General features: G+C 70.0%; 20 protein-coding genes. 1 reads left to right on the plus strand and 19 read right to left on the minus strand.

The features are described 5' to 3' along the window. Positions 1-51: 51 nt before the first annotated feature. The 7 genes from PD653B2_RS09780 to PD653B2_RS09810 are packed head-to-tail and all read right to left on the minus strand — an operon-like array spanning position 52 to position 6,081. The gene (locus tag PD653B2_RS09780) at positions 52-2,022 is read right to left on the minus strand and encodes a type IV secretion system protein (protein WP_089503922.1); all 1,971 of its coding nucleotides are present in this window, start codon (positions 2,020-2,022) and stop codon (positions 52-54) included. Next, complete coding sequence (locus PD653B2_RS09785) at positions 2,019-2,795, minus strand: hypothetical protein (RefSeq protein WP_085872191.1); 777 nt, start codon at positions 2,793-2,795, stop codon at positions 2,019-2,021. Before PD653B2_RS09785 ends, PD653B2_RS09780 begins: the two co-directional genes overlap by 4 nt. Beyond that, the gene (locus tag PD653B2_RS09790) at positions 2,795-3,661 is read right to left on the minus strand and encodes a hypothetical protein (protein WP_085872192.1); all 867 of its coding nucleotides are present in this window, start codon (positions 3,659-3,661) and stop codon (positions 2,795-2,797) included. Before PD653B2_RS09790 ends, PD653B2_RS09785 begins: the two co-directional genes overlap by 1 nt. Next, the gene (locus PD653B2_RS09795; RefSeq protein WP_011755687.1) at positions 3,661-3,954 is read right to left on the minus strand and encodes a hypothetical protein; all 294 of its coding nucleotides are present in this window, start codon (positions 3,952-3,954) and stop codon (positions 3,661-3,663) included. Before PD653B2_RS09795 ends, PD653B2_RS09790 begins: the two co-directional genes overlap by 1 nt. Positions 3,955-3,993: 39 nt before the next feature. Further along, positions 3,994-4,848 (minus strand): hypothetical protein, encoded by an 855-nt coding sequence (locus PD653B2_RS09800; protein WP_085872193.1) that lies wholly within the window; start codon positions 4,846-4,848, stop codon positions 3,994-3,996. Continuing rightward, the gene (locus PD653B2_RS09805; protein ID WP_133059068.1) at positions 4,845-5,138 is read right to left on the minus strand and encodes a hypothetical protein; all 294 of its coding nucleotides are present in this window, start codon (positions 5,136-5,138) and stop codon (positions 4,845-4,847) included. The genes PD653B2_RS09800 and PD653B2_RS09805 overlap by 4 nt, the downstream gene beginning before the upstream one ends. Next, positions 5,128-6,081, minus strand: coding sequence for a hypothetical protein (locus PD653B2_RS09810; protein ID WP_085894326.1), 954 nt, complete (start codon positions 6,079-6,081; stop codon positions 5,128-5,130). The genes PD653B2_RS09805 and PD653B2_RS09810 overlap by 11 nt, the downstream gene beginning before the upstream one ends. Before the next feature lie 365 nt (positions 6,082-6,446). Here PD653B2_RS09810 and PD653B2_RS09815 point away from each other — a divergent pair, with 365 nt between their 5' ends. Continuing rightward, complete coding sequence (locus PD653B2_RS09815; protein ID WP_085872196.1) at positions 6,447-9,278, plus strand: NACHT domain-containing protein; 2,832 nt, start codon at positions 6,447-6,449, stop codon at positions 9,276-9,278. Positions 9,279-9,648: 370 nt separating this feature from the next. Here the strand turns inward: PD653B2_RS09815 and PD653B2_RS24605 are convergent, their stop codons facing one another. From PD653B2_RS24605 to PD653B2_RS09875, 12 genes are all read right to left on the minus strand, one after another. Beyond that, positions 9,649-10,545, minus strand: coding sequence for a hypothetical protein (locus PD653B2_RS24605; protein WP_133059067.1), 897 nt, complete (start codon positions 10,543-10,545; stop codon positions 9,649-9,651). After that, positions 10,539-11,105, minus strand: a complete 567-nt coding sequence (locus tag PD653B2_RS09825; RefSeq protein ID WP_133059066.1) for a hypothetical protein — start codon at positions 11,103-11,105, stop codon at positions 10,539-10,541. Before PD653B2_RS09825 ends, PD653B2_RS24605 begins: the two co-directional genes overlap by 7 nt. Next, positions 11,102-11,377 (minus strand): hypothetical protein, encoded by a 276-nt coding sequence (locus tag PD653B2_RS09830; RefSeq protein WP_085872199.1) that lies wholly within the window; start codon positions 11,375-11,377, stop codon positions 11,102-11,104. The genes PD653B2_RS09825 and PD653B2_RS09830 overlap by 4 nt, the downstream gene beginning before the upstream one ends. Positions 11,378-11,399: 22 nt before the next feature. Then, complete coding sequence (locus tag PD653B2_RS09835; protein WP_085872200.1) at positions 11,400-14,663, minus strand: LysM peptidoglycan-binding domain-containing protein; 3,264 nt, start codon at positions 14,661-14,663, stop codon at positions 11,400-11,402. Then, entirely contained in the window at positions 14,660-15,112 is a 453-nt protein-coding gene (locus PD653B2_RS09840) for a TadE/TadG family type IV pilus assembly protein (protein ID WP_085872201.1), read from the minus strand. Before PD653B2_RS09840 ends, PD653B2_RS09835 begins: the two co-directional genes overlap by 4 nt. Continuing rightward, complete coding sequence (locus PD653B2_RS09845) at positions 15,109-15,567, minus strand: TadE/TadG family type IV pilus assembly protein (protein WP_085872202.1); 459 nt, start codon at positions 15,565-15,567, stop codon at positions 15,109-15,111. The genes PD653B2_RS09840 and PD653B2_RS09845 overlap by 4 nt, the downstream gene beginning before the upstream one ends. Beyond that, positions 15,564-15,914, minus strand: coding sequence for a TadE family protein (locus tag PD653B2_RS09850; protein ID WP_242665222.1), 351 nt, complete (start codon positions 15,912-15,914; stop codon positions 15,564-15,566). The genes PD653B2_RS09845 and PD653B2_RS09850 overlap by 4 nt, the downstream gene beginning before the upstream one ends. A 51-nt stretch (positions 15,915-15,965) precedes the next feature. Continuing rightward, positions 15,966-16,169 (minus strand): hypothetical protein, encoded by a 204-nt coding sequence (locus tag PD653B2_RS09855; RefSeq protein ID WP_085872203.1) that lies wholly within the window; start codon positions 16,167-16,169, stop codon positions 15,966-15,968. 72 nt (positions 16,170-16,241) lie between these two features. Next, positions 16,242-17,153 (minus strand): type II secretion system F family protein, encoded by a 912-nt coding sequence (locus PD653B2_RS09860; protein WP_085872204.1) that lies wholly within the window; start codon positions 17,151-17,153, stop codon positions 16,242-16,244. Further along, a complete protein-coding gene (locus tag PD653B2_RS09865) occupies positions 17,150-18,082 on the minus strand; it encodes a type II secretion system F family protein (protein WP_085872205.1) in 933 nt (310 codons plus the stop codon). The genes PD653B2_RS09860 and PD653B2_RS09865 overlap by 4 nt, the downstream gene beginning before the upstream one ends. Then, entirely contained in the window at positions 18,079-19,764 is a 1,686-nt protein-coding gene (locus PD653B2_RS09870; protein ID WP_085872206.1) for a CpaF family protein, read from the minus strand. The genes PD653B2_RS09865 and PD653B2_RS09870 overlap by 4 nt, the downstream gene beginning before the upstream one ends. Next, complete coding sequence (locus PD653B2_RS09875) at positions 19,761-20,600, minus strand: MinD/ParA family ATP-binding protein (protein ID WP_085872207.1); 840 nt, start codon at positions 20,598-20,600, stop codon at positions 19,761-19,763. The genes PD653B2_RS09870 and PD653B2_RS09875 overlap by 4 nt, the downstream gene beginning before the upstream one ends. Position 20,601: the final 1 nt, after the last annotated feature.

A 20,601-nucleotide genomic window follows, 5' to 3' on the forward strand; every position in this document is an offset into this window, starting at 1 on the left:
GAGGTCGGTGGGTGTCGATCGGCGCTCGAGGTGGGGCGGTCGGCGCATCGGTTACACCGCCACCGGTGGGATGCCGCCAGCTGCCGCGCCGGCGCCGCCGGCACCTCCCGCTGCTCCCCCGCCGCCGGCGGCCGGGGTCTTGGGAGCGGCGTCAGCTCCTCCGCCGCCCTGGCCGCCGGGTCCGCCGCCGAGTCCGCCGCCGGTCGGCAGCGTCGGCGGGGTGGGCGGCGCAGGAGGCGTGGGCGGGGTCGGCATCGACGAGTCCTCGTCGCTCTGGTCGCCGTTCTGCGACCCGGGGTGGGTCCCGCCCTGGCCGCCGGACTGGCCACCGGACTGCCGTCCACCCAGGCCGCTGAAGTCGGGGCCGTAGATGCTCTGGCCGACACCGGCCTGGTTGGTCTCGTCCGACATCAGCGAGGTCGCCTTCGCGCCGGCGGAGTTGATCCAGCCCATGCCGGTCGACAGGGCCTGGCCGACCGGGCCGAAGCTGCCTAGGGCGCCCTGGGTCGACTTGCTGAACCGGTCGCCGGTCGAGGCTTCGGCGCTCTGCTCGCCCGAGGAGCGGCCGTTGGCGTCGGTGCTCGACGCAGCCGACGAGCCGCCACCTGCGCCGCCGCCGCTGAGCAGGCCCTGGAGGCCGCCCTGGATGGCCATGCCCTGGCGGAACGACGCGCCGCTGGGGGTGCCGGGGTCGACGAAGGCCAGGAGCTTGAACAGGGACAGCGGGGCGACGACGCTGATCAGGATCGTCATCACGGCCGGCAGCGCGGTGCCGAACGCCTTGGCGGTGTCCTCGGCCAGGTGGGCGGCGACTCCGTTGGCGAACTGCACGCCGATGCCCAGCACCATCACCATCAGCACCGGGGTGAACGCCGCGGCGTGGAACCAGCGCAGCGACTTCCAAAACCAGGAGCGGGTGAACTCCGAGACCAGGCCGGCGGCCGCGAGCGGCCCGGTGGCGGTGAGCACCAGCAGGGACGCCGCGCGTGCCAGGTAGACCAGGACGTGCCCGATGGCGGCCAGCCACAGGAAGATTCCGAGGAAGGCAAGAGCGGTGGCCACGCCGGCGTCGGTGATGTCGTCGATGCCGAGTCCGCCGAGCGGGTCCCAGTCGGGCCAGGTCTGCACCTTGAGCAGCGACTTCATCAGCGCCTTGGTCAGCGCCCCGCAGGCCGCGATGATCATGACGCAGTACCCGAACCAGCAGGCGCACACCAAGACGAACTGGCCGGACCCGATGAAGGCCCGGGCGAGGCTCTTGCCCTCGCGCTTGAAGGCCGCGGCGCCGAGCTGGATCATCGCCAAGATGACCACCAGGGCCAGCGCCAGCCACAGGGTGAAGGCGTAGACGTCCTTGCCCGGGCCGTCGGCGCTCAGGTCCGGAGTCAAGAACAGCTCACTGAACGTGAGCACGATGCGCAGCACGAACAGGCCGGAGTTCCAGATCGCGAGCATGGCCGCGGTCCAGGCGTCGGCCGCGGCCTTGGCGATGACGTCGCCGATGGCCTCGAACGGGTTGGGGATGTCGGCCAGCCCGGGGATGCCGCCGCCGAAGAGGTCACCGACGTTCGGCAGACCGGGGATCCCGGGCAGCCCAGGGACGCCCGGAAGCCCGGGCAGTCCGCCGATGTTGCCGCAGATCGCGTCGAGGATCCCGCAGCCGTCGGGGAGCAGATCTCCCGTGCCGTCGAGAAGGTCGCCGGCACCGTCCTTCACATCGCCGGCGGCGTCCTTGCCGCAATCGATCGGGTCCTTGGCGCAGTCGACGGCGTCGCCGCCGAGATCGCACAGGGCGTCGGGCCCCGGGCAGCCCATCTTGAGGTTGCGGGCCGGCCAAGTGCCGCTGGTCGCCACCGGGGCGACTGGAGCGAGGTGCGTCGTGCTGGCGGCCGGCTCGCCGGCCGCTGCGGCGGGAGGCTGGAGGGTCGAGGCAGCACCGAGGACCGTGGTGAGCACCAGGAGCGCCAGGGCGGCGATGCCGAGTCGGCTCGCCCCGCGCACGGCGGTGATGACGGTGCTCACTGGGGAGCTCCGTTGATCCGGATCCAGCCGGCCTTCTCGAACTCGGGGGTGCCGGGCGCCACCGCCTGCGGCTGGCCCTCCGAGACCAGGTGCTCGATGTCCGCTTCGCTGCCCTGGACCAGTCGCCAGTCACCGTCGAGCCACCGCATCAGCTGGGTGCCGGCGTAGAGGCTGTCCTTAACCTGGCCGCCGGCGGTGGTGAGGGTGACGTAGCTGAGCAGGTTCACCGCGTAGTAGCCGGTGTCGAGCTCCTCGAGGGTGTAGGCGACCGGGGTGACGGCGTACGACGCGGGGGCGGGCACGTCGCCCTCCTTCGCGACGCCGGCCTGCTGGCGGCGCAGCGCGACCGCGGCGCGGGAGCGCTCCTCGAAGACGGCCTTGTCCTCGGGGTTGGCGTAGAGACGGGCGACGGTGACGGCCTGGTCGTAGTCGAACCCGAGCTGTGCCTTGGCCAGCTCGACCTGCAGCGCCACGGCGCCCAGGTCGGTGGCCGGAAATCCGGTCGGGTAGCCGTCGACCTGGTCGTCGCCGATCGGGATCACGACGCCGTCGGCCGGCGCGGTGTCCGGTGCGACCTGCTCGACCGATGCGTTCTCGACCGTCTGGCTCGAGTTGCCCCCGCCGGTGGCGTCGGGGCCGCCGGAGTCGTCGTCGGCCCGGGTGCGAGCACCGAGCCAGACGACGGTGGCCACCATGCAGGCGATCGCCACCAGGATGCCGATGCGCACCAGGGTTGCCCGCGAGTCGTCGTTGCCGGTCGTCAGGTTCTTCATCAGTGGTCCCCTTCGATGTGGTCAGGGTCAGTGGTGTCGTCGGTCGACCAGGTGCGCCAGCCGGCCTCGTGGGCCAGCTGCGTGCCGGGCCAGGTCGCGGGGGCGGGTGCGGGCGGGGCGCCGGGGGCGACCATCCAGCGGCCGCCGACCCACTGCATGCGCTCGCAGTGGGCGAAGGCGATTTGGCCTTCCTGCTTGTAGGAGGCAGTGACCTTCATCAGGACGCAGACGGTGGTCCAGTCGGGCCCGTCGGTGCCCTTCACGAGCGCGGCGGCCGGCTCGAGGGAGACCGAGGAGCTGGGGTCCTTGACCTCGCCCATTCCCGTGCTGGTCAAGAAGGCCTGGACGCTGGCGGTGATCCACCACTCCTCGGCGCGGACCCCGCCGGGCAGGGCCCAGGCGTTGTAGACCTCCGCCGCCGTGGTCAGGCTCATCGACTGCAGCACCGCGAGGTCGACCTGCGCGAGCTGCCCGATCGCGCCCTCGGGGGTGTGCGGGAACCCGGTCATCACGAACGCCGGTCCGTTCACACCGGTGCCAGCCGGGACCTTGATGACGGGCGCCTTGGCGCTGGTGGTCTCGGCCGGGAAGGCGTCGCTCTCGGGAACCGCCAGCATCGGCTCGGCCGCTACCTCGTCGCGGTGCACGGCACCTTGGGCCACCGTCGACCGATCGGTCTCGCCGGTGGCGACGTCGATGTTGGCGCTGGCTTCCTCGCCGATCCCGGCGACGGCCAGGTAGACCGCGTAGGCGAGGCCACCGAGCAGGAGCACAGCCACGACGACGGCGGCGACCAGGATTCCGAGCAGGCGGCGCCGGCCCCACTCCGTGGCGCCTTCAACCTTCTTCGTGGCTGCGCGCCGCATCAGATGCAGCCCTTGCCGAGGATCCCGTTGAGCATGCCGGGCAGGACCAGGTAGGCGATCGCGCAGGCGAACACGACCACCACCGAGATCACCCCGACCTTGGAGGCGTGCGGCAGGGAGAACACGCGGCCGGCGATGATCGCGCCGATGGCGATCACGATGCCGAGGCCGAACAGGACGATGACGCCCCAAAGCACGTAGCTGGTGATCTCGTTGGTGGGTCCGACGGCACCCGGCGGCGCCTTCGGGCAGACCTGGGCGGCCATCGGGAGGAGAGCGGTCATGACGTCCATGGGTGGACTTCCTTTCTGGGTTTGCTGACCCGGTGCGGGTCAGGCGCTCTCGCTGGTGTCGGTGAGCAGGTGGGCGGGCTCGAGCAGCTGACGGGCTGCCGAGATGAGGGGGGCCGGGGCGGGCCGGGAGTCCAGGCCGTTGACCGCTAGCTCGCGGTCCTCGGGGATCTCCACGCACCGGTCCGCGACCAGGACGCGACGTACGGCGGGGCCGCCGGCGTGCTCGAGGCCCCGGGGCCACTTCTTGCGGCGCGGCCCACGCACGGCCAGGGCGATCTGCTCGGGCTGCCAGTGGTTAGCCAGCAGCTCGAGCGCGACCGAGGCGCGGCGCATCCCGGGGACGGTGGCGGTGGTGACCAGGACGATCTGGTCGGCGGTGCGGACGGCCTCGGCGAGCCAGCAGTCGGTGGCCAGCAGCTGACCGGCTTCCCAGCCGACGTCGAGGATCGTCAGCTGGGTCTCGTTCTCTGCGTCGATCGGCAGCGGGATCTCGTCGACGCCGGCGAGGACCTCGCTGGCCCGCTCGAGCAGGACGTGGTCGCGCTTGCCCTGACGCCAGTCGGTCGGGTGAAGGCCGAGCTCGGCGGTACTTGCCGCGGCGAGACCAGAGGCGGTGACCGAGCAGCACTCGATCACCCGGACCGGGGCGGCGGCGGCCAGGCCGGCTGCCAGGGCGAAGGTGCTGGCTCCCACCGACCCGGCGCATCCGAACACGGCGATGGTGTGCTCTCCCGCGGCTGGCGACCAGTCGCCCGCGGCGGCGGCGCCGCGGCCGCGGGGTCCCTTGCCGGTGCCGGCGCCGGCGCCGGCGCGGAACTCGCCGGCGTTCACGGCGTCCCAGGCTCGCTTGAGCTCGTCGACGCCGACCGGGCGGCTCGAGGTCTGGGTGCTCACTTGGCCTCCCCGATACCGCCGCGGCGGAACTCGAGCGCGGCACGGACCTCAGCCGGTGTCAGGCTTGCCAGCTCTGCCTTGGCGGCCTGGACTTCGTGCAGTTGGGCGACGCAGCCGGTGAGCTGCTCGATCGCCTCGATCTCGCGACCGGCGATCGCGAACAGCTCGGCGATCTTCTCCGGCGTCCGGCACTCGCCGTCGTCCTGGGTGTTTGTCATGGGCTTCACCACCTCCAGTCGCCTATGTGTCGTGGGGCGGTGGGAGCGATCACGGTTGCGGTCATTCGTCATGGCCGAACTTCCTCGGGACGGCCGCGGCGAGGGCGCGCATGCTGCGCGAGCCGTGGCGACGGACGGTTGCCTCGGATACCCCGACCCGCGGCGCGACCCGGCTGGACACCTCGTTGCTGAGCAGGCCGCCGTAGCCGCGAGCGAGGTTGCGGGTCTCGACTCGGTCGGCCTCGTCGACCAGGCACAGCAGCAGGTACCGGTCGGCCGGGCTGATCACCTGGTTCTCGCAGGCCCACGCCAACAGCTCGAGGAGCTCCTCGGTAGCCGACGGCTCCTCCTGCTCGGGACCGGCGTCGGCGAGGATCTCGGGACGGTGGAACAGGGCGCCGGCAACCCGTTCGGTCGGCATCGCGGCGGCGCTCCACGCTCCTGCGTCGCCGTCGGCCAAGTCGCCGGACGAGAAGGACTCCACGAGGGTGGTGTTCGCCCACGTGCGGTCGGCCCGGGAGACGTAGAAGAAGTCACCGACCTCGCGGAGGACGCCGACGCGGGTGTTGATCAGGATGTTCGCGGCAACCTTGCGCAGCCGGCGCCACTTGAAGGTCCGGACCTCGATCCACAGCTGGGAGGCCACGAGCTCGTCGATCCGCTCGACGGCCGACCAGGAGCCTGCCGCGACGGGCTGGCTGTCGCGAAAGACCTCGCGGGGAGGGAGGGTGCTCAGCCAGCCGGCCAGCCGACACGCGCCGGGCAGTAGGCACTTGGCGAGCGCGGCCGCAGCGGCGATGTCGTCGCCGCCATCGGGAGCCGCCAGCATGGCCAGCGCCAAGAGGACCTCGTCAGAGGCTGCGCTGCCCACCGAGGGCAGCCAGGCCCGGAGGTCGTCGAACTCCTCGACGACTCCAAGCCGTGGATCCGCGGCCACCCAGGCCGGCCACTTCTGGCGGGCCTGGTCGAGCAGTTCGCTGTTGTCGTCGAGGCCGAGCTGGTCACCCACACTCATCGCACTCGCTCCTTTCGTCCGTGGCTGTGCACGGCAGAAAGGTCGCGAGCGGGCGTCCCCGCATCCGTCCCCCCAAACCCCTGATTTGGAGGGGGACGCAGAGGGGGGACGCGCGTTTCCGCAGGTCAGAGGGCGTCCCCCCGAAAGTTGCAGAAACTTCTTGACCAGGGTGGCGCGAGGCCTGTTTGTCGAGATGCGCCGAACGTTTCCAACCGCGACGCACCTACCTCCTCAACACCGAACCGGTAGGGATTCGCTCCGCGGCAGCGCCCTGGTGACAGGCGGACGGGTGACCGCGCGGTTCGACCACGCCGTGTCGCTGCGCGTTGCTACCTTGAGCCGTCCGTCGAACAGTGGAGTCGTCCGTGAAGCACCAGCTGCAGTTGTTGAGCCCCGGTGCCTTTCAGTCGATGGCCGCTGCGCTGGCGATCGCCGAGTTCGGCCCAGGTGTCCAGGTCATGGGCGCTGGCAAGGACGGCGGCCGCGATCTGTACTTCGAGGGCAACCTGAAGTTCGCCTCAGCACTCGAGTCCTCAGCAGACACCTTCAGCGGTTACACCGTCTTCCAGGTCAAGCACCACGACAAGATCTCCGACTCGGAGACCACCAATGCGTCGTGGTTGTGGGGAGAGGTCAAGAAGGAACTCGACGCCTGGGCTGAGTGGGATAAGAACGACTCGCGCGATCCCCTGCCCGATCAGCTCGTCTTCATCACCAACGTCGCACTCACGCCCGTTCAGAACGCGGGCGGCCACGACGCCATCCGCAGGAACATCAGGGCCTACCGCGACAGGCTCAACGACCCCAGCCGCGACATCGACGATCAGGATGCAATTCTCGATAGGGTCCAGCGGCGCAAGCGGATCGCGCACATCAAGACGATCCGATTCTGGGACGGCAACCAGCTCGATGCTCTGTTGAGCACGCAGGAAGGCGTGCGCCGCCGGTTCGACGCCTTCTTGACTGCCAGCGACGTCTTCACCTTCATCTCTGAGCTCACGGGCAACATCGCCGTTAAGGACAGCGAACCGGTTCTGCTCGACCAGGCACGCACCGAACTCCTCTCCGACGGGCTGGTGTACTTCGACGACGCCGGTGACCGCGAAAACCGCGGCATCCCGGTGCACGAGGTCGCCATCGATCTCCCCGTGACCTTCCCGGGCGGAGGCCACAGGAGCACCGTGCTGCGGCATGTCTTCGAGCGGGGAGACAACCTCCTAGCCCGAGACATCACAGCTGTGGACGGGCCGCGCCACATCGTCCTCACCGGCCAGCCGGGCAACGGGAAGACCACGATCTCCAAGCTGATCGTGCAGGCATACCGGGTTGCAGCGCTCAAAGGCTCCACGGCACTAGCGGCCAACCACGACACCGTGATCACCGGGACCGAGGACGTGCTGCGGAGGCTGGGGCACCAACTCCCGCGGCACCGGCGCTGGCCGCTGCGCATCGACCTCGCCGACTACGCGGAGGAACGAGGCCACAAGCTCGACGAATCGCTGATGCGATACGTGGCCGAACACATCAGCAAGAAGTCGAACCATGGCACCGTCACTCCCGCCACGCTAACCTCCTGGCTGCGCGCTTGGCCCTGGCTAGTCGTATTCGATGGCCTAGACGAGGTCACCGAGCCAGAGACGCGGCGCACGGTGATCGAGCGCGTCGTGGAGTTCGTCAACAACGCAGAGGGGGACCGATGCGACCTACTTGCCGTCATCACGACCCGCCCGGTTGGCTACACCGAAAACATCGACCCGACGTCGTTCGAAACCGTCGGACTCGACGACCTGACACCCGCTGAGGCCGTCGCCTTTGGAACTAAGGCCGCCCAAGTACGCCTTAGCGGCGACGAGGAGCGGATCGGCAAGGTCGTCACGGCCCTTCGGAACGCTGCGCAGGATGAGAACCTCGTCAAACTTCTGCGGACGCCGCTGCAGGTCCTCATCCTCTCGATCATCGTCGACGGCGCCGGGACCATCGCACCAGACCGGTATAGCCTGTTCTGGAGCTATTACGACACCGTCGTACGACGAGAGCGCAACAAACCGACGATGGTCCGCACGCTCCTGACCAAGTACGAGCCGTTCATCCACCAGCTTCACGAGCGCGCCGGCTTCGTGCTTCAACAGCGCAGCGAGACGGCCGACCACTCCACGGCCGTCCTAACAGAGCCGGAGCTGCGCGAAATCGTCTGGCACATCCTCAACGACGCCGAGTTCAAGCCCGACGGGCACCACTCCGACGTCCTGGACTCGATCATTAGGTCTGCGACACAGCGACTGGTCCTGATCGCGCCCCGGAACGACGGCTTCGGTTTCGACGTGCGCTCACTCCAAGAACTCATGGCGGCCCGGCGAATCAGCGACGCGCCCCTTGAGACCCTGATCAACCGGCTACGTCTCCTGGCCCCCAGCCCACATTGGCGCAACACCTGGTTGTTCGCGACAGGAAAGATGTTCGCGGAACCTCGCGCCCACGAACACCAGGCCGTGGTCGAGCTCATCGAGACGGTCGACCAGGAAGCTCCCGAACGATTCGGGTCGCATCTACCGATCGGCCCCGAGGTAGCTCTCGACGTCCTCGACGACGGTATGGCGCGCGCATGGCCGAACTGGAGCCGCCGCATCTTGGCTCACGGGCTCCACGTACTGGACGCGCCCTCTGCGTTCAACCTGGACCGGTCGCTACGCATCCTTCTGCGCTACGCCGACAGTGGTGCCGAACAACGAGACGCAGTAGCGCGAATGATGCGTGAGGGCCTCACAGCCACCGCAAACCGTCTGACGGTCGCCAGCGCGGCCGAGATGGTGTCCGCCATCGAGCACGATCTGCAGGTCAACGAGCGCACACTGGGACTCAGCTTGGTCCTGAACCAGCTGGCCAGCACTCCCCACCCCTGTCCGCCGGGCGTGGACTGGACCGCCTTCGACGACGAGCTCGACACCAGCCCCCACCCCGCCGCTCTCGACCCTGTCATCCGTGGCGCTGCCGCCGCGATGAAGGCAATCAAGGACGAGGTCTTCGTCGAGCAGCACGAAGCCGACCTCATCGCCTGCCTGAACATCCCCGAGGCGGCAGCAGTACTGAGCGCAGCTGTCGCTCACGTGCTCCCCTGCGACGTGTCACTGTTCCTCCAACTCAGATCCGTGCTCTCGCAGCGCTTCCGCGCCCCACTCGCCGACTGCATCCTCGCCTGACTCCCTGCCGGACCACACGGCCGTCAGGCCACGCTGTGTCGAGGGCGAGCTCGCAGATCGGCGGACCCCAGACCGCCAGGAGGGCGGCACCCAGGTCACGTGACGGGCCACCTGGCACCCCGACGGCGAGCGTCTAGGTCCGCGCGATCTTCTATTCATCAGCGCAGGCGAGCCACCCCATGCTCTACTTCTCACGAGCCCCAGGTGACCCGAGACGCCTGGGGCTCTTTCACGTCCAGCAGCGGTAGCACGAGCAGCTCCGCTCGGCGGGCCCGGTGCCTCGGGGCGCGCTCGGGCAGCGAACGACACAGGTTCCCTTGCTGCTGTGAGGACGGGGACCTGTGTCGGTGGTCGGTCGGCTAGTACAGGGTCACTGGGTCAGCACCTGGGCCTCCCCGATGCGGATCGGGAGGGGCTCTGTGGCCAGGTCGAACTCGATGGTTCCGGACTGCCCGCCACCGGTCCACTCGACCACCCAGTGACTGGCCGCGGTGACCTGGTACGCACCCTCGGGCTGGTCGGTCGACATCTTCGCGTAGCGGTGCCCGCAGGTCGGGGAGTCCTGCTTGCCGTAGTGATCGGCGTACGGCGTCCCCTTGCCGGTGCAGGTCACCTTGGTGCCGTCGCCCATGTTCCACACGATGCTGGAGACGCTGGCGGTGGCGCTGACCGAGACCGGCCCTTCGCTGGCGGACGCGGTGATCGGTCCGAACGTGTCATCGGTCGGGCTGTCGACCCACATCCACACCGGCAGCCCAACGAGTCCAACCCGGTTGGGGCCAGGCTCGGGAACGATGCCGATCCTGATCGGATCCAGGTCCATCGACGCGATCGCGCGATTGGCGAGAACCACCGGGTCGATCGTGACCGTGCCGTTCTGGATCCAGACCGGATCCCATGAGGAGCCTGGGGGCGGCCAGTAGCAGATGTGCCACGCACCATCCTCATTGGTCTGTCCAGGGGGCGGCAGTGGGCCTTCCCCACCCGGATCCCAGACGTCGCCGACCCAGCACTGATGGCTGCTGCTCCATACCGACCCGCCGGGGCCAGTGCACGGGATCTCCCTACCGTCCGAGGTCGAGCAAGTCGACGAGCCACCGGTGTCACCGCCGTCACCGCCATCGTTGCCGCCATCCTCGTCGTCACAGACAACTTCGCCGGTCACCGGGTCCGCTGTGCAGTCAGCGCTCGCGGCGGAGGCGGTGACGAACACGATGACGAGCGACCCTGCCAACGCCACCAAGAGGGCAATGAGTCTCCTCAGCATGGCTGGTCCCAAAGCAGGTCCGAGTCGGAGACCTTCCAAGCACCCTTGTCCTTGACGAGCGTGTACTCAACCGGGGCGGGGTTGCGGAGCGGGTCTCCGTTGGGGTCCGTGAAGTCCGGTTGCCGGATCGCCCCGTCGTTCTTCCAGGTGACCTTGGTGCGGTCCTCGCAGTCGATGATCAGAATCGAGGTCCCGCGATTCCGCGGCTCGTCGAGCGTGTGTGCGTACTCCCCGGTCACCGTGACGTTTTCATTCATCATGCTCGCGACGGTGTGCTGCAACTGCAGAAACTCCTCACCGGTCGCGACCGGGTTGAGCGCCTTGAAGTTGATGTCCCGCTTCCGGTAAGCGAGGTCGCGTACCTCGAGGTACATCGCCAGCTGGGCCGCCGCCTTCTCCTCGGGGGTCTGCAGCGTCGGCGCAGTGCTCGTTGGGCTCGAGCTCGGCGTAGCGGTCGGGGTGTCCTCGGCCTCGGGGTCGGTGCCGTCGTCCGAGCAGCCCGTGAGGGTGAGGGCGAGGGCGAGGGCCACTCCCCCGAGTGCGGAGTGGTGCTTCCTCATGCGGTGTCTCCTCCTGTGTTGGGCGGCGCCATGACTGATCGCTGGCCGACGTCGGTGGCGATGTGCTCGAGGTGTTCTTCGGCGGCGTCGACGAGCTCGGCCAGCGAGCCGTTGTCGGCGGGGTCGATGCCGAATCGCTTGTCGGCGTCGTAGAGGGTGCGGACGGTGTCGCGGACGAAGACGGCTCTGGCGACGCGTCGGGCGTCGAGGTCGGGGCGGTCGCCGCCGGCCGCGACGTAGCGGCCGGTGAGCTCCTGGTTGAAGGTGGTCATGTGCTGGTGCTCCCTTCCCGAGTCAGCTCGCGAGCCAGCCGTGGGTACTGATGATGGTCTTCGTGCGCTCCGACAGTTCCATGGGGGCGTCGCCGTCGTCGGACCGGTTGCAGATCTCCTCGCGGAGGATCCGGTCGGCCTCGAGCTGGTCGCTCTCGACCTTCATGACGTGGGCCAGGCATAGGCGGGTGCTCTCTCCGTCAGGGTCGGCCCGGTTGGCGACGTAGGCGGCGGAGCGGGCCTTGACCAGATCGCCTGCGGCGAGAGCCTCGGTGACGACGATGAGGGCGACGTCGGCGATCCAGCCTGAAGCCATGAGGTCGACGCGGTCGGGCTCGTTGACGAGCCAAGACCATCCCTCTTCACGCAGCTGGCTGAACGGCTTCGCCTCGCCGACCAGCTCGAGCGCGGTGCAGACGTCGGCGACGCCTTCCGCGCCGCCCCGGGCCTGCCCGCGCTTGCGCAGTCGGAGGAAGAGGTGAAGGTCGACCAGGAGGCCGTCGTCGACCTGGTAGACGTTGACGCCGCGGAGCTTGGTGGCAGGGGCCTTGTCGGCGTGGGGCAGGTGGGGCTCTCCACTTGTGGGGTTGGTGCCCAGCCATTCGCGGACGGTGTTGGTGTAATCGCGCACCTTGCCGGGGGTGATCCCGAATGCCTCGCCGATCTCCTCGCGGGTGGCTCCGTGCTTGCGGTGCAGGGCCAAGTACGCGAGGAGCTCGGTGAAGTAGGGCTTGCGCTTGGCCAGGGCCTTGCCGTGGGTGCGCGCGGTGACCGGACCGAGCAGGCTGAGCCGTGGACGGTCGCAGTCGGTCGAGAACCAGTCGGCGATGTCCTGGTCGAGAGTGGGGTCGCTCTGCTCGACCTCGGCTCGGACGTGCTCGGGCACCTTCGGCGCCAGCGTCTCGAGGTCCTCCTGCACGATCGCGCTCTGACGGATGTAGTCCTCGTCGTCGCCCTCCAGGAGGGAGGACAGCGGCTCGTCGACGGTGTCCGCGGGGGTGTTGCGCGGCAGGGTGTACTCGCGGCGCAGTGCCCCGGACTGGTCGGTGTAGGCCTCCCAGCCGTCCGTGACGGTCTCGTCGACCGGCACGGGGACGTCCTCGGCGACCTCGCTCTGTGCGTAGACCAGGGCGCAGCCGCGGGCTTCGTCGCTGGTGAGGCCGACGGCGATGAGGTTGAGGCCGGCGTGCTCGAGGACGACGCGGCCGGTGTTCGTCATGTGCAGGACGGCGCCCGGTGTGTTGGGGCGTCCGCCGGCGACGACGATGGAGGTGGCGGACTGCCCGACGTGGTTGGTGACCAGCTGCAGCAGCTGCTCGAGGTCCTCGGGGTCTCCGGCCGCCGCGTCGAGCAACAGCATCCGGGCGGGCCAGGTGTCGTCGTCGACGCTGCCGGTGCGGGCTGTGGACGCGTCGGTGTCGTGTCGCTTCGCCCGGTCGACCGTGGTGACGGCGGCCGCGAGGGCTTCCGCGGTCGCGGGTGACCCGGCTGCTCCGGTCGGGTAGTAGCTGATCCGCTCGTCCATGGCGACGGCTTCCTCAGCCACGCCGATGCAGTCGACCTGCACGCGGCGCGACCACGGGTTGACGGCCAGCTGCGCGGCGAGGTGGCGGGCGAAGTCCCGGCCGTAGGTCGGGTCGCCGCTGATGGTGAGGGTGGACAGCTCCTCGCAGTTGAGCAGCCACGTCTCGCCGGTGTCGCTCATGCCGATGGTGGCCAGAAGCGGGTAGGGCGGCTCGACGTTCCCTGTGTCGGGGCCGAGCTCGTCGACGGCGGTGTCTGTGCTGACGTGCCAGTGGGTCTGGTCCGGGCTGCCCACCCAGGGCGCCGGGACGGCGGCCGGCGCGCTCAGGTGCAGGGTCAGCTTGCCGTGCCCGAGCTCCACGGCGGCGAGCGGCGGCATCGTGGTGCCCTGCGCGCCGACGGCGGCCGCGAGGCGGCGCAGCGCCTCGTCCGCGAACTCCACGGTCGCCGCGGCCGCGGAACCGGTGGCGTTCAGGGTCATCTCGACAGGCGCGAGCTCCGGAGGCGGCGCGGCGATCGCGCGGCCGGGTGTCCGGTTCCGGTAGCCGGCGCGGCGGCGGGACCGCAGGGCCATGAGCAGTGCCCCGGACAGAAGGACTCCCCCGCCGGTCAGCCCGGCGCGGACCCACGGCGCGTCGAGGATCGAGTCGTCGGCGTCATCGACCTGGTCGACGTCGGCGGCCGGCACCCACGGCTCCTCGGCTTGGGAGGGCGCGACGTCGGGCAAGGCCGCCTCGGGGACGTCGGGCGCCTCAGGCTCTTGGGCGACCGGCGGCTCCTCCTCGGCCGGCGGGTCGACGAGCCGCTGGTCCTCGGGGCTGGCGGGCGTCTCGGGCTCGACGTCGCGCGGCTGCTGGTGCCGGGTGTCGTCGTGACTGCCCCCCTGGTCGGCGCCGGGGATGTTGAGCTTCCAGCCGACGTCGATGACGTCGGGGTCGGTCAGCTGGGCTCCGCCGGGCTGGGTGATGCCGGTGGAGGCCTGGTAGATCTCGGGCCAGCGATCGGCGTCGCCGAGCTGCTCTTGGGCGATCTCGCTGAGGGTGTCGGTGGGCTGCACCGTGTAGTCGTGCGCCGGTGCCCCGCTGTTGAGCGCGGGCAGCTTGAGGACCCAACCGGGCTCGAGGAAGCTCGGCTGCGCGCCGAGGATGTCGCGGTTGAGCTCGACGAGCTCCTTGTAGCGGGCACCGTCGCCGAAGTGGTCCTCGGCGATCGACCACAGGCTCTCCCCCGGCTTCACAGCGTGGTCGACCGTCTTGCGCTGGCGCTCCTGCTTCGTCTCGACCTTGACGTCCTGATGGGCGGGTGCCTGGTCGGCGGCACCGGCGTTGACGTGTCCCACCGTCACCGGGGCCGCGGCGGCCGAGGTGATCGTGGCTGACTGGGCGGCGATGGGCGCGGCGATGAACAGCAGAGCGGCGAGGCCGATGAGGCCGCGTGCTGCGGCCTGCGGCCGGCCCAGGCCCGGCAGCTGGCGTGCCTGGACCTTGCGGAGCCGGGCGATGGCTTCCACGACCAGGCTCAGCGCCATGAAGGCCCACGCGACCCAGCCGATCACCTTGAACAGGCCGAGGACGAGGGTGCCGTCGTCGGGCGCCAGGAGCGCGTTCTTGATGCCGTCGAGGGTCGGGACGTGGTCCGGGATTGGGCTGGCACCGATCGCGAGGAACAGTGCGGGCAGGCCGAGGATGATGCCGAGTACGGCGACCGAGGCCGCGAGGCCGGTGAGTCGATGGCCCAGGGTGGGATGGGTGGGCGTGGTCATCTCTCGATGCCTCCTTCGGCGCGGATGAGCCGCGCGGACGCCTCCCCGGTGACCTGCATGGTGTCCAGGCCGATGATCCCGAGGAACTTGCTGGTGTATGTGTCGGTGGTGGTGACGATCAGGGTGTTGCCGTTGACGACGCGCGCGTTCCCTTCCACGCCGGCGGCGTGGAGGTAGTCCATGGCGGCCGTCTTGGCGGCGGTGATGTCGACGCGGAGGTCCTCGCCGCGGACTGCGGTCGAGCCCTGGACCTCCTGGGCGCCGGTGCGGGCGGCCTGGGCGGCAGCGCTGCGGGCTTGCTGCTGGGTGTGGACCTTGCCGCCGAGGTCGACGGCCATCCCGACGAGGATGATCATCGCCAGTGCTGCGGTGGCGAACCAGACGCTGATGGAGCCGCGCTCATCGCGCGAGCGCCGCGTCGTGAGGCAGCGGGTGCGGTGGCTCATCATCGGCGCTCCCGGTAGGCGTCGACGGGGCTGCTGGCGGTCGCGGTGATCGTCCGAGTGCCGGGGAGGCCGGGGATGCTCAGGTCCGCCACGTCGACCTTGCAGGTCACGGTGGCGGTGACCTGGGCGGTGGTTCCCAGCGGGGCGTTGAAGGCCGCGGCGTTGATCGTGATATTGGTGGTCGTGCATTGCAGGCCCTGGTCGTGCAGGCTGCTGGTGGCTGCGGACTTGCCGGAGGTGATGGCCTCGCTCTGAGTGCGCTCGATGGAGGCCGCTCGTGCTGCCTCGTAGGCGGCTGCGTCCACGGACTGCTTGGCGATCTCCAAGCGGCCGCCCAGGATGATCATCGCCACGAACAGGCCGAAGGCCGGGACGCCGATCGCGGCCTCGATGGCCACCGATCCGCGCTCCTCCCGGCGCCGGTGGCGTGCGCTGGTCCGCCTCGTCTGCCTGGTCATTCGGTGAGCCTCTCGACCGGGACGCTGGCGCTCTGGGTGACGGTCACGTGCCAGCCGGGGATCACGCTCATGGACTTTCCCGTGACGGTGATCGTGGCGGTAGTCGTGGTCCGTGATCCGGAGACGCTGGTGGAGGTCATCACGTCGGAGCCTCCGGCGTCGTGGAGGAACGTGTTCGCCGTGGCCACACCGGCGTCGCGGGTGCCGGTCTCGCTGCCTGCCTCACGGGCGCCCTCCTGCGCGGCCGCGAGCGCTACCTGCTTCGCGTGGTAGTACAGGGCGCCTTGGAGGCCGAGGAACATCAGCAGGAACAGCGCGGGCATCAGGAAGACCATCTGGATGGTCACTGACCCGCGCTCGTCCCGGCTTCGGCGATGGAGGCTGGCGAACATGGCGGCCTACTTGATCTTGGCGGACTCGCTGGTCACGAAGAACTTGATGGCGGCGACGACGATGCCGACGATGACGATCACTGCGCCGGCCCACAGGACCTGCTCGATCGTGACGGAGCCGCGCTCGTCGCGCTGCCTGGTGACGCGGTCCTCGAGGGAGGCGAGCGCGGTCAGTGCCGCCAACTGGAGGACGATGAAGAGTTGCAACATCGGGGTTCTTCCTTCCTGGTGTTCGGTTTGCGGTCTGGGTGACCCGGGTTCTTGGGGTCGGTGTTAGGTCGGTCAGGTCGTGAAGCGGAGCATCGAGGGGGCGACGAGGATCGCCATGAAGACGATGCCGAGCAGGCTGGCCGGGATGTACATGCGCTCGGAGGTGGCGTTGGCCTTGCCGATCTCGGCGCTGAGCATCGCCGAGCGGAGTGCGGCGGCGCGGGCCCGGAGGTTGTGGTAGATCTGGGCTCCGTCCTGGCCGGACTGCTGCATGATGTCGGCGAGGTCGTCGAGCTCGGGGACGGCGAGCTCGTCGGCGAGGCCGTGCAGGGAGTCCCAGGGTGCGCGGGTCATGTAGCGGGCGCGGCGCAGCTCGCTCTCGATCCGCTTGAAGACCCACTTGTCGCCGACCTCGGCTGCCGAGCGCAGTGCCTGCTGGCCGCTGGATCCGTCTCGTACGCCGGTGGCCACCATGTCGATGTAGGCGCCCAGGGCGCGGCTGAACTCGATGCGGGCCTTCTTGGCGTCGTCGGCGGCGTTGTAGTTGGGCATGAACCAGAACAGGGCGGCCAGGGCCAGCGAGCCGAGCGTCGGGATGGCGAACGGCAGCGGCAGGCCGATCAGCGTGAAGAAGGCGGCCAGCAGTGGCGGCATGATCAGGCCGAGCAGTGCCCATACGACCTTCTCGCCGTAGAACCGGGTCTCGCTGATCTGCAGGATGGCCAGGTCCTTGCGGGGAGTGTGGGCCCAGGCGCCGCCGGGCAGGTTCTTCATCGCCCACAAGCCGATCCGATCGACCGCCGAGCTGGTGCCGGTGTCGGCGTCGGGGTCGGGAGTGTTTCGGCGGGGTACGACGTGGTCAGGTGAGAGACGGTCCAGCGCGTCGACCAGGTCGGGGTCGGAGGGTGCGAGGCGCCATACGAGCAGGGCGAGGGCCAGCCCGATGAGGGTGCCGCTGGCGAGCGCGATCTGCAGGCCGGTCATGCGAGTGCTCCTTCCTTCTCGCCCGGTACCGTGCGCTGGGCGGCGCGGTGCGCGTTGCGGGCCTGGAGGTCGAGGAACCGCGGGAGCGGCTTGGCGACAGCCATCCGGCGCATCCACAGCAGCGTGGCCACGTAGGCCGAGAGCAGGACAGCGAGGATGACCTGGCCCAGCGGGCTGCCGTAGGGCTCGATGTAGTCGCCGGTGAAGGCGAGCATGCCCAGCACACCGAGGGTGATCACGGTGACGGTGCGGGCGGTGGTGCGTGGCTTGGCCTGGTCGGCGGCGATCTGGCGGCGGGCGCGCACGTCGGAGGCGACGGTCTCGGCGAGGGCGTCCAACGCCTTCGACAGTCCGGCCTGGCCGCGGCCGCTTGCGGCAAGGATCAGCTGGCTGGCCACGACGTCGCCGGTGGAGTCGTTGAGGTCCTCGGCGAAGGCGCGCAGCACGTCCTCGGTGCTGGCGGTGTTGTTCCACAACCGGGAGACCATCAGCCCGACCTCGCGCTCGATCGGCGCCGGCGCGGACTGCAGGGACTTGATGAGCGCCGAGCGCAGGGACTGGCCGGCGGTCAGCTTGCCCGACAGGGACCGCGTCCACTCCTCGAGCGCCTCGAGCTTCTCGATGCTCGCGGCCGCCGGCGGCGGTGTCAGCAGCAGCGGGATACCGATGATCCCGACCGGGACGAGCGCGATCGCGATCACCCAGCCGGTCACCAGCGCGACCAGGAGGCCGGCCACGGCACCGCCGGCCATCAGCATCCGGGTGCGCCGGTCGAGCCGGACGAACCAGTTCCCCAGCCGTCCGAACGGGGTGACGGTCCGGGCGGGCTGCGGCGGCTTGGGCGGCGCGGGGATCAGCGCGTAGACCATCCCGATCAGGCCGGTGACAATGAGGGCGCCGAAGACGGCCGGCGGGAACGCGGTGCTCATGAGGTGGCCACCCCCGGGTTGGCCTGGGATTCGGCCTTGTAGGCCTCGAGGTCGAACCCGTGCCGCGCCAGCTCCTGGGCGAGGAAGTTGTCGAGCTTGCCGGTCGTGACGGCCTGGCCGAGCTGGTTGGGGGCGAAGATCGGGGTGGTGGCGTATCCCCTGGCGGCGTCGATGCTGGGCTGGACGACCAGGACCTCCTCGACCCAGCGATGCTTGCGGAAGGTGCCGTCGGGATTGGCGACGACCTCCGAGCGCAGGTACATCACGATGTCGATCGCGGCGGCCAGCTTGCTGATCGCCAGCTCGCGGGTGACCTGGGGGCCCTTCTCCATGGCGCAGGAGACGAGCTTCTCGATGGTGTGCTCGGCGCTGCGGGCGTGAGTGGTGCTGATCGAGCCCGGCCCGGACTCCATGGCCTTGAGCATGTTCCAGACCTCGGGGCCGCGGACCTCGCCGACGATCTGGCGGGCGAGGTTGAACCGGAACGAGTGGTGGATGGCCTCCTCGAGGCTGAACTCACCGGCCTGGCGGCCGTCGATGCCGACTTCTCCGGATCCCGGGCGGTGCTCCCAGGCGTGGACGATCTTGTGGCGGTCGACGAGCTCGTGCAGGTGCAGCTCGAACTCGGTCTCGAAGGTGCCGATCATCTCCCAGGGCGGGATGCACGAGCACAGGGCGCGGACCCAGGTGGTCTTGCCGCTGCCTTGGACGCCGGAGACGACGATGCTCTTGCCGGCGCGCACGCAGGCGGCGACGAAGTCGGCCAGGACCGGGCTGCATGCCTTGCGGTCGTAGACCATCTCGTCCATCGACACCTCGCGCATGCCGTGGCGGCGGATCACGACGGAGGTGTAGGCCATCACCCAGGAGCCGGCCGCGAGCCGCGCTCCCCCGGGCAGCCGGAGGTCGAGGTGCGGTCGGGCCTCGGTGAAGGGGCGGTTCTGTCGAGCGCCGAGGTCGGAGAGGAACTCGCGCAGCTCGTCCTCGGAGTCGGCGATCGGGGCGGCCTCCACCAGGGTGCCGTCGACCAGTTCCAGCCACACCGAGCAGAGCGGGCCGCGAGCGATGACGATGATGTTCTCCACGTCCTCGCGCTCGACCAGGGGCTGCAGGCGGCCGAGTCCGAACAGGGCGGCGTGGAGGGCGCACTTGAGTGCCTTCTCGTGGTCCTTCGTCCACGGCGGCCGGCCGGTGGAGACCAGCGTCTCGGCCTCGGACTTGATGAGCTCCTCGATGACGTCGAGGCCCATCTGCTCGCGGTCCTCCTCGGTGACCCGGCCACCTTCCTTGTCGAGCCGGGCGGTCAGGCGCGACGAGATCTCCGCGCGATACTGCGCGATCAACTCCCAGTCCAGCTCGACCCCGCCGTCCGCACCAAGGATGTGGTGGTGCTCCTCCGGCGCGGGCGCCACCAGCGGGGGCAGGCTGAACTCCGAGCGGGCGCGGCCCTGCAGCCGGTCCTCGCCTTCGCTGGTCCAGGCGCCGGCGAAGATCGGCAGTGACGTCGGGTCGTGGTCCTCGACGACCGGCGCCGGCGGGGGCGGCGGGGTGCCGTTCGTGCTGCGGCCGCGGGCGAAGGGCGAGGTCTTCTCGCGGTTCGCGGCGTGCCGGGCCTCCAACCACTCGTCGGCGCGCAGTGGGTCGCGGCCGTTGGTCTCCGGGTGGTGTCCGTCGGTGCTCATGCCTGGCCTCCGTTCGTGGGAGCGAGGGCGGCCTGGTTGGCGCCGAGAATCGACTGGATGGCCGCGGTGCTGGCCCGGTAGCCGCGCAGCAGCCCGGAGGACTCGAACTTGCGGGGCTTGCGGGCGCCGTGGGAGTAGACCTCGGCCACCTCGGGCTCCCAGTCCACGGAGGCGACCACAGGGATCTGGAGGGCCTTGACGATGTGGCGTGCGGTGTAGGGCCGGACTCGGGCACCGGTGGGCAGCGTGTGCCAGCGCCGCTCCTCGTCGACGAGGAGGACCCCGAGCCGGGAGAGGCCGCCAGCCGCGGCGAACTGTGCTCGCAGGGTCTTGGCCCAGCTGGTGGCGCCGGCGAGTGCCGGCAGCGAGCTGCGGGTGACGAGCAGGGCTAGGTCGGAGGCGGCGATGAGCGGCTGGGGCCAGCCGGCGAGGCCGAGTCGTCCGGCGTCGACGATGACGTCCTGGCCGTTGCGGTCGAGGGCGCGCAGCTGCTCGGTGAGCGGTTCCCACAGGGGCAGCAGGCTGGGGGCCTGCTCGTGGGCCCGGATGCCGGGTAGGAACCAAGCCGACCGCTCGGCCGCCGCCCCGGGGTCCAGCAGCAGCGTCTCGCGGGGCAGTGCGTCGGCCAGCGTCCCCTCGCGCAGAGAGAGGGCGAGGTTGATCAGGCCGCCGGTCGGCTCCTGGGCGCCGTGGAAGTAGCCGGCGAAGACCGAGGAGGATCCGGTCGGGTCTGCGTCGACCAGGAGCACCGGTCGGTGCCAGTTGAGGGTGAGCCCGAGCGCCGTGGTCGACACGCCAGGCGAACCGCTCGCGGAGGCCAGGACGATCACCGCCATG

It is taken from the genome of Nocardioides sp. PD653-B2 (genome assembly GCF_002117935.1).
In the GTDB taxonomy this organism is placed as follows: domain Bacteria; phylum Actinomycetota; class Actinomycetes; order Propionibacteriales; family Nocardioidaceae; genus Nocardioides.

What these genes read in the sequence shown, in the direction of transcription:
- PD653B2_RS09785 (WP_085872191.1), bottom strand. Translation starts at nt 2,795, where the DNA reads ATGAAGAACCTGACGACCGGCAACGACGACTCGCGGGCAACCCTGGTG.
- PD653B2_RS09790 (WP_085872192.1), bottom strand. Translation starts at nt 3,661, where the DNA reads ATGCGGCGCGCAGCCACGAAGAAGGTTGAAGGCGCCACGGAGTGGGGC.
- PD653B2_RS09795 (WP_011755687.1), bottom strand. Translation starts at nt 3,954, where the DNA reads ATGGACGTCATGACCGCTCTCCTCCCGATGGCCGCCCAGGTCTGCCCG.
- PD653B2_RS09805 (WP_133059068.1), bottom strand. Translation starts at nt 5,138, where the DNA reads ATGACGAATGACCGCAACCGTGATCGCTCCCACCGCCCCACGACACAT.
- PD653B2_RS09810 (WP_085894326.1), bottom strand. Translation starts at nt 6,081, where the DNA reads ATGAGTGTGGGTGACCAGCTCGGCCTCGACGACAACAGCGAACTGCTC.
- PD653B2_RS24605 (WP_133059067.1), bottom strand. Translation starts at nt 10,545, where the DNA reads ATGCTGAGGAGACTCATTGCCCTCTTGGTGGCGTTGGCAGGGTCGCTC.
- PD653B2_RS09825 (WP_133059066.1), bottom strand. Translation starts at nt 11,105, where the DNA reads ATGAGGAAGCACCACTCCGCACTCGGGGGAGTGGCCCTCGCCCTCGCC.
- PD653B2_RS09830 (WP_085872199.1), bottom strand. Translation starts at nt 11,377, where the DNA reads ATGACCACCTTCAACCAGGAGCTCACCGGCCGCTACGTCGCGGCCGGC.
- PD653B2_RS09835 (WP_085872200.1), bottom strand. Translation starts at nt 14,663, where the DNA reads ATGACCACGCCCACCCATCCCACCCTGGGCCATCGACTCACCGGCCTC.
- PD653B2_RS09840 (WP_085872201.1), bottom strand. Translation starts at nt 15,112, where the DNA reads ATGATGAGCCACCGCACCCGCTGCCTCACGACGCGGCGCTCGCGCGAT.
- PD653B2_RS09845 (WP_085872202.1), bottom strand. Translation starts at nt 15,567, where the DNA reads ATGACCAGGCAGACGAGGCGGACCAGCGCACGCCACCGGCGCCGGGAG.
- PD653B2_RS09855 (WP_085872203.1), bottom strand. Translation starts at nt 16,169, where the DNA reads ATGTTGCAACTCTTCATCGTCCTCCAGTTGGCGGCACTGACCGCGCTC.
- PD653B2_RS09860 (WP_085872204.1), bottom strand. Translation starts at nt 17,153, where the DNA reads ATGACCGGCCTGCAGATCGCGCTCGCCAGCGGCACCCTCATCGGGCTG.
- PD653B2_RS09865 (WP_085872205.1), bottom strand. Translation starts at nt 18,082, where the DNA reads ATGAGCACCGCGTTCCCGCCGGCCGTCTTCGGCGCCCTCATTGTCACC.
- PD653B2_RS09870 (WP_085872206.1), bottom strand. Translation starts at nt 19,764, where the DNA reads ATGAGCACCGACGGACACCACCCGGAGACCAACGGCCGCGACCCACTG.
- PD653B2_RS09875 (WP_085872207.1), bottom strand. Translation starts at nt 20,600, where the DNA reads ATGGCGGTGATCGTCCTGGCCTCCGCGAGCGGTTCGCCTGGCGTGTCG.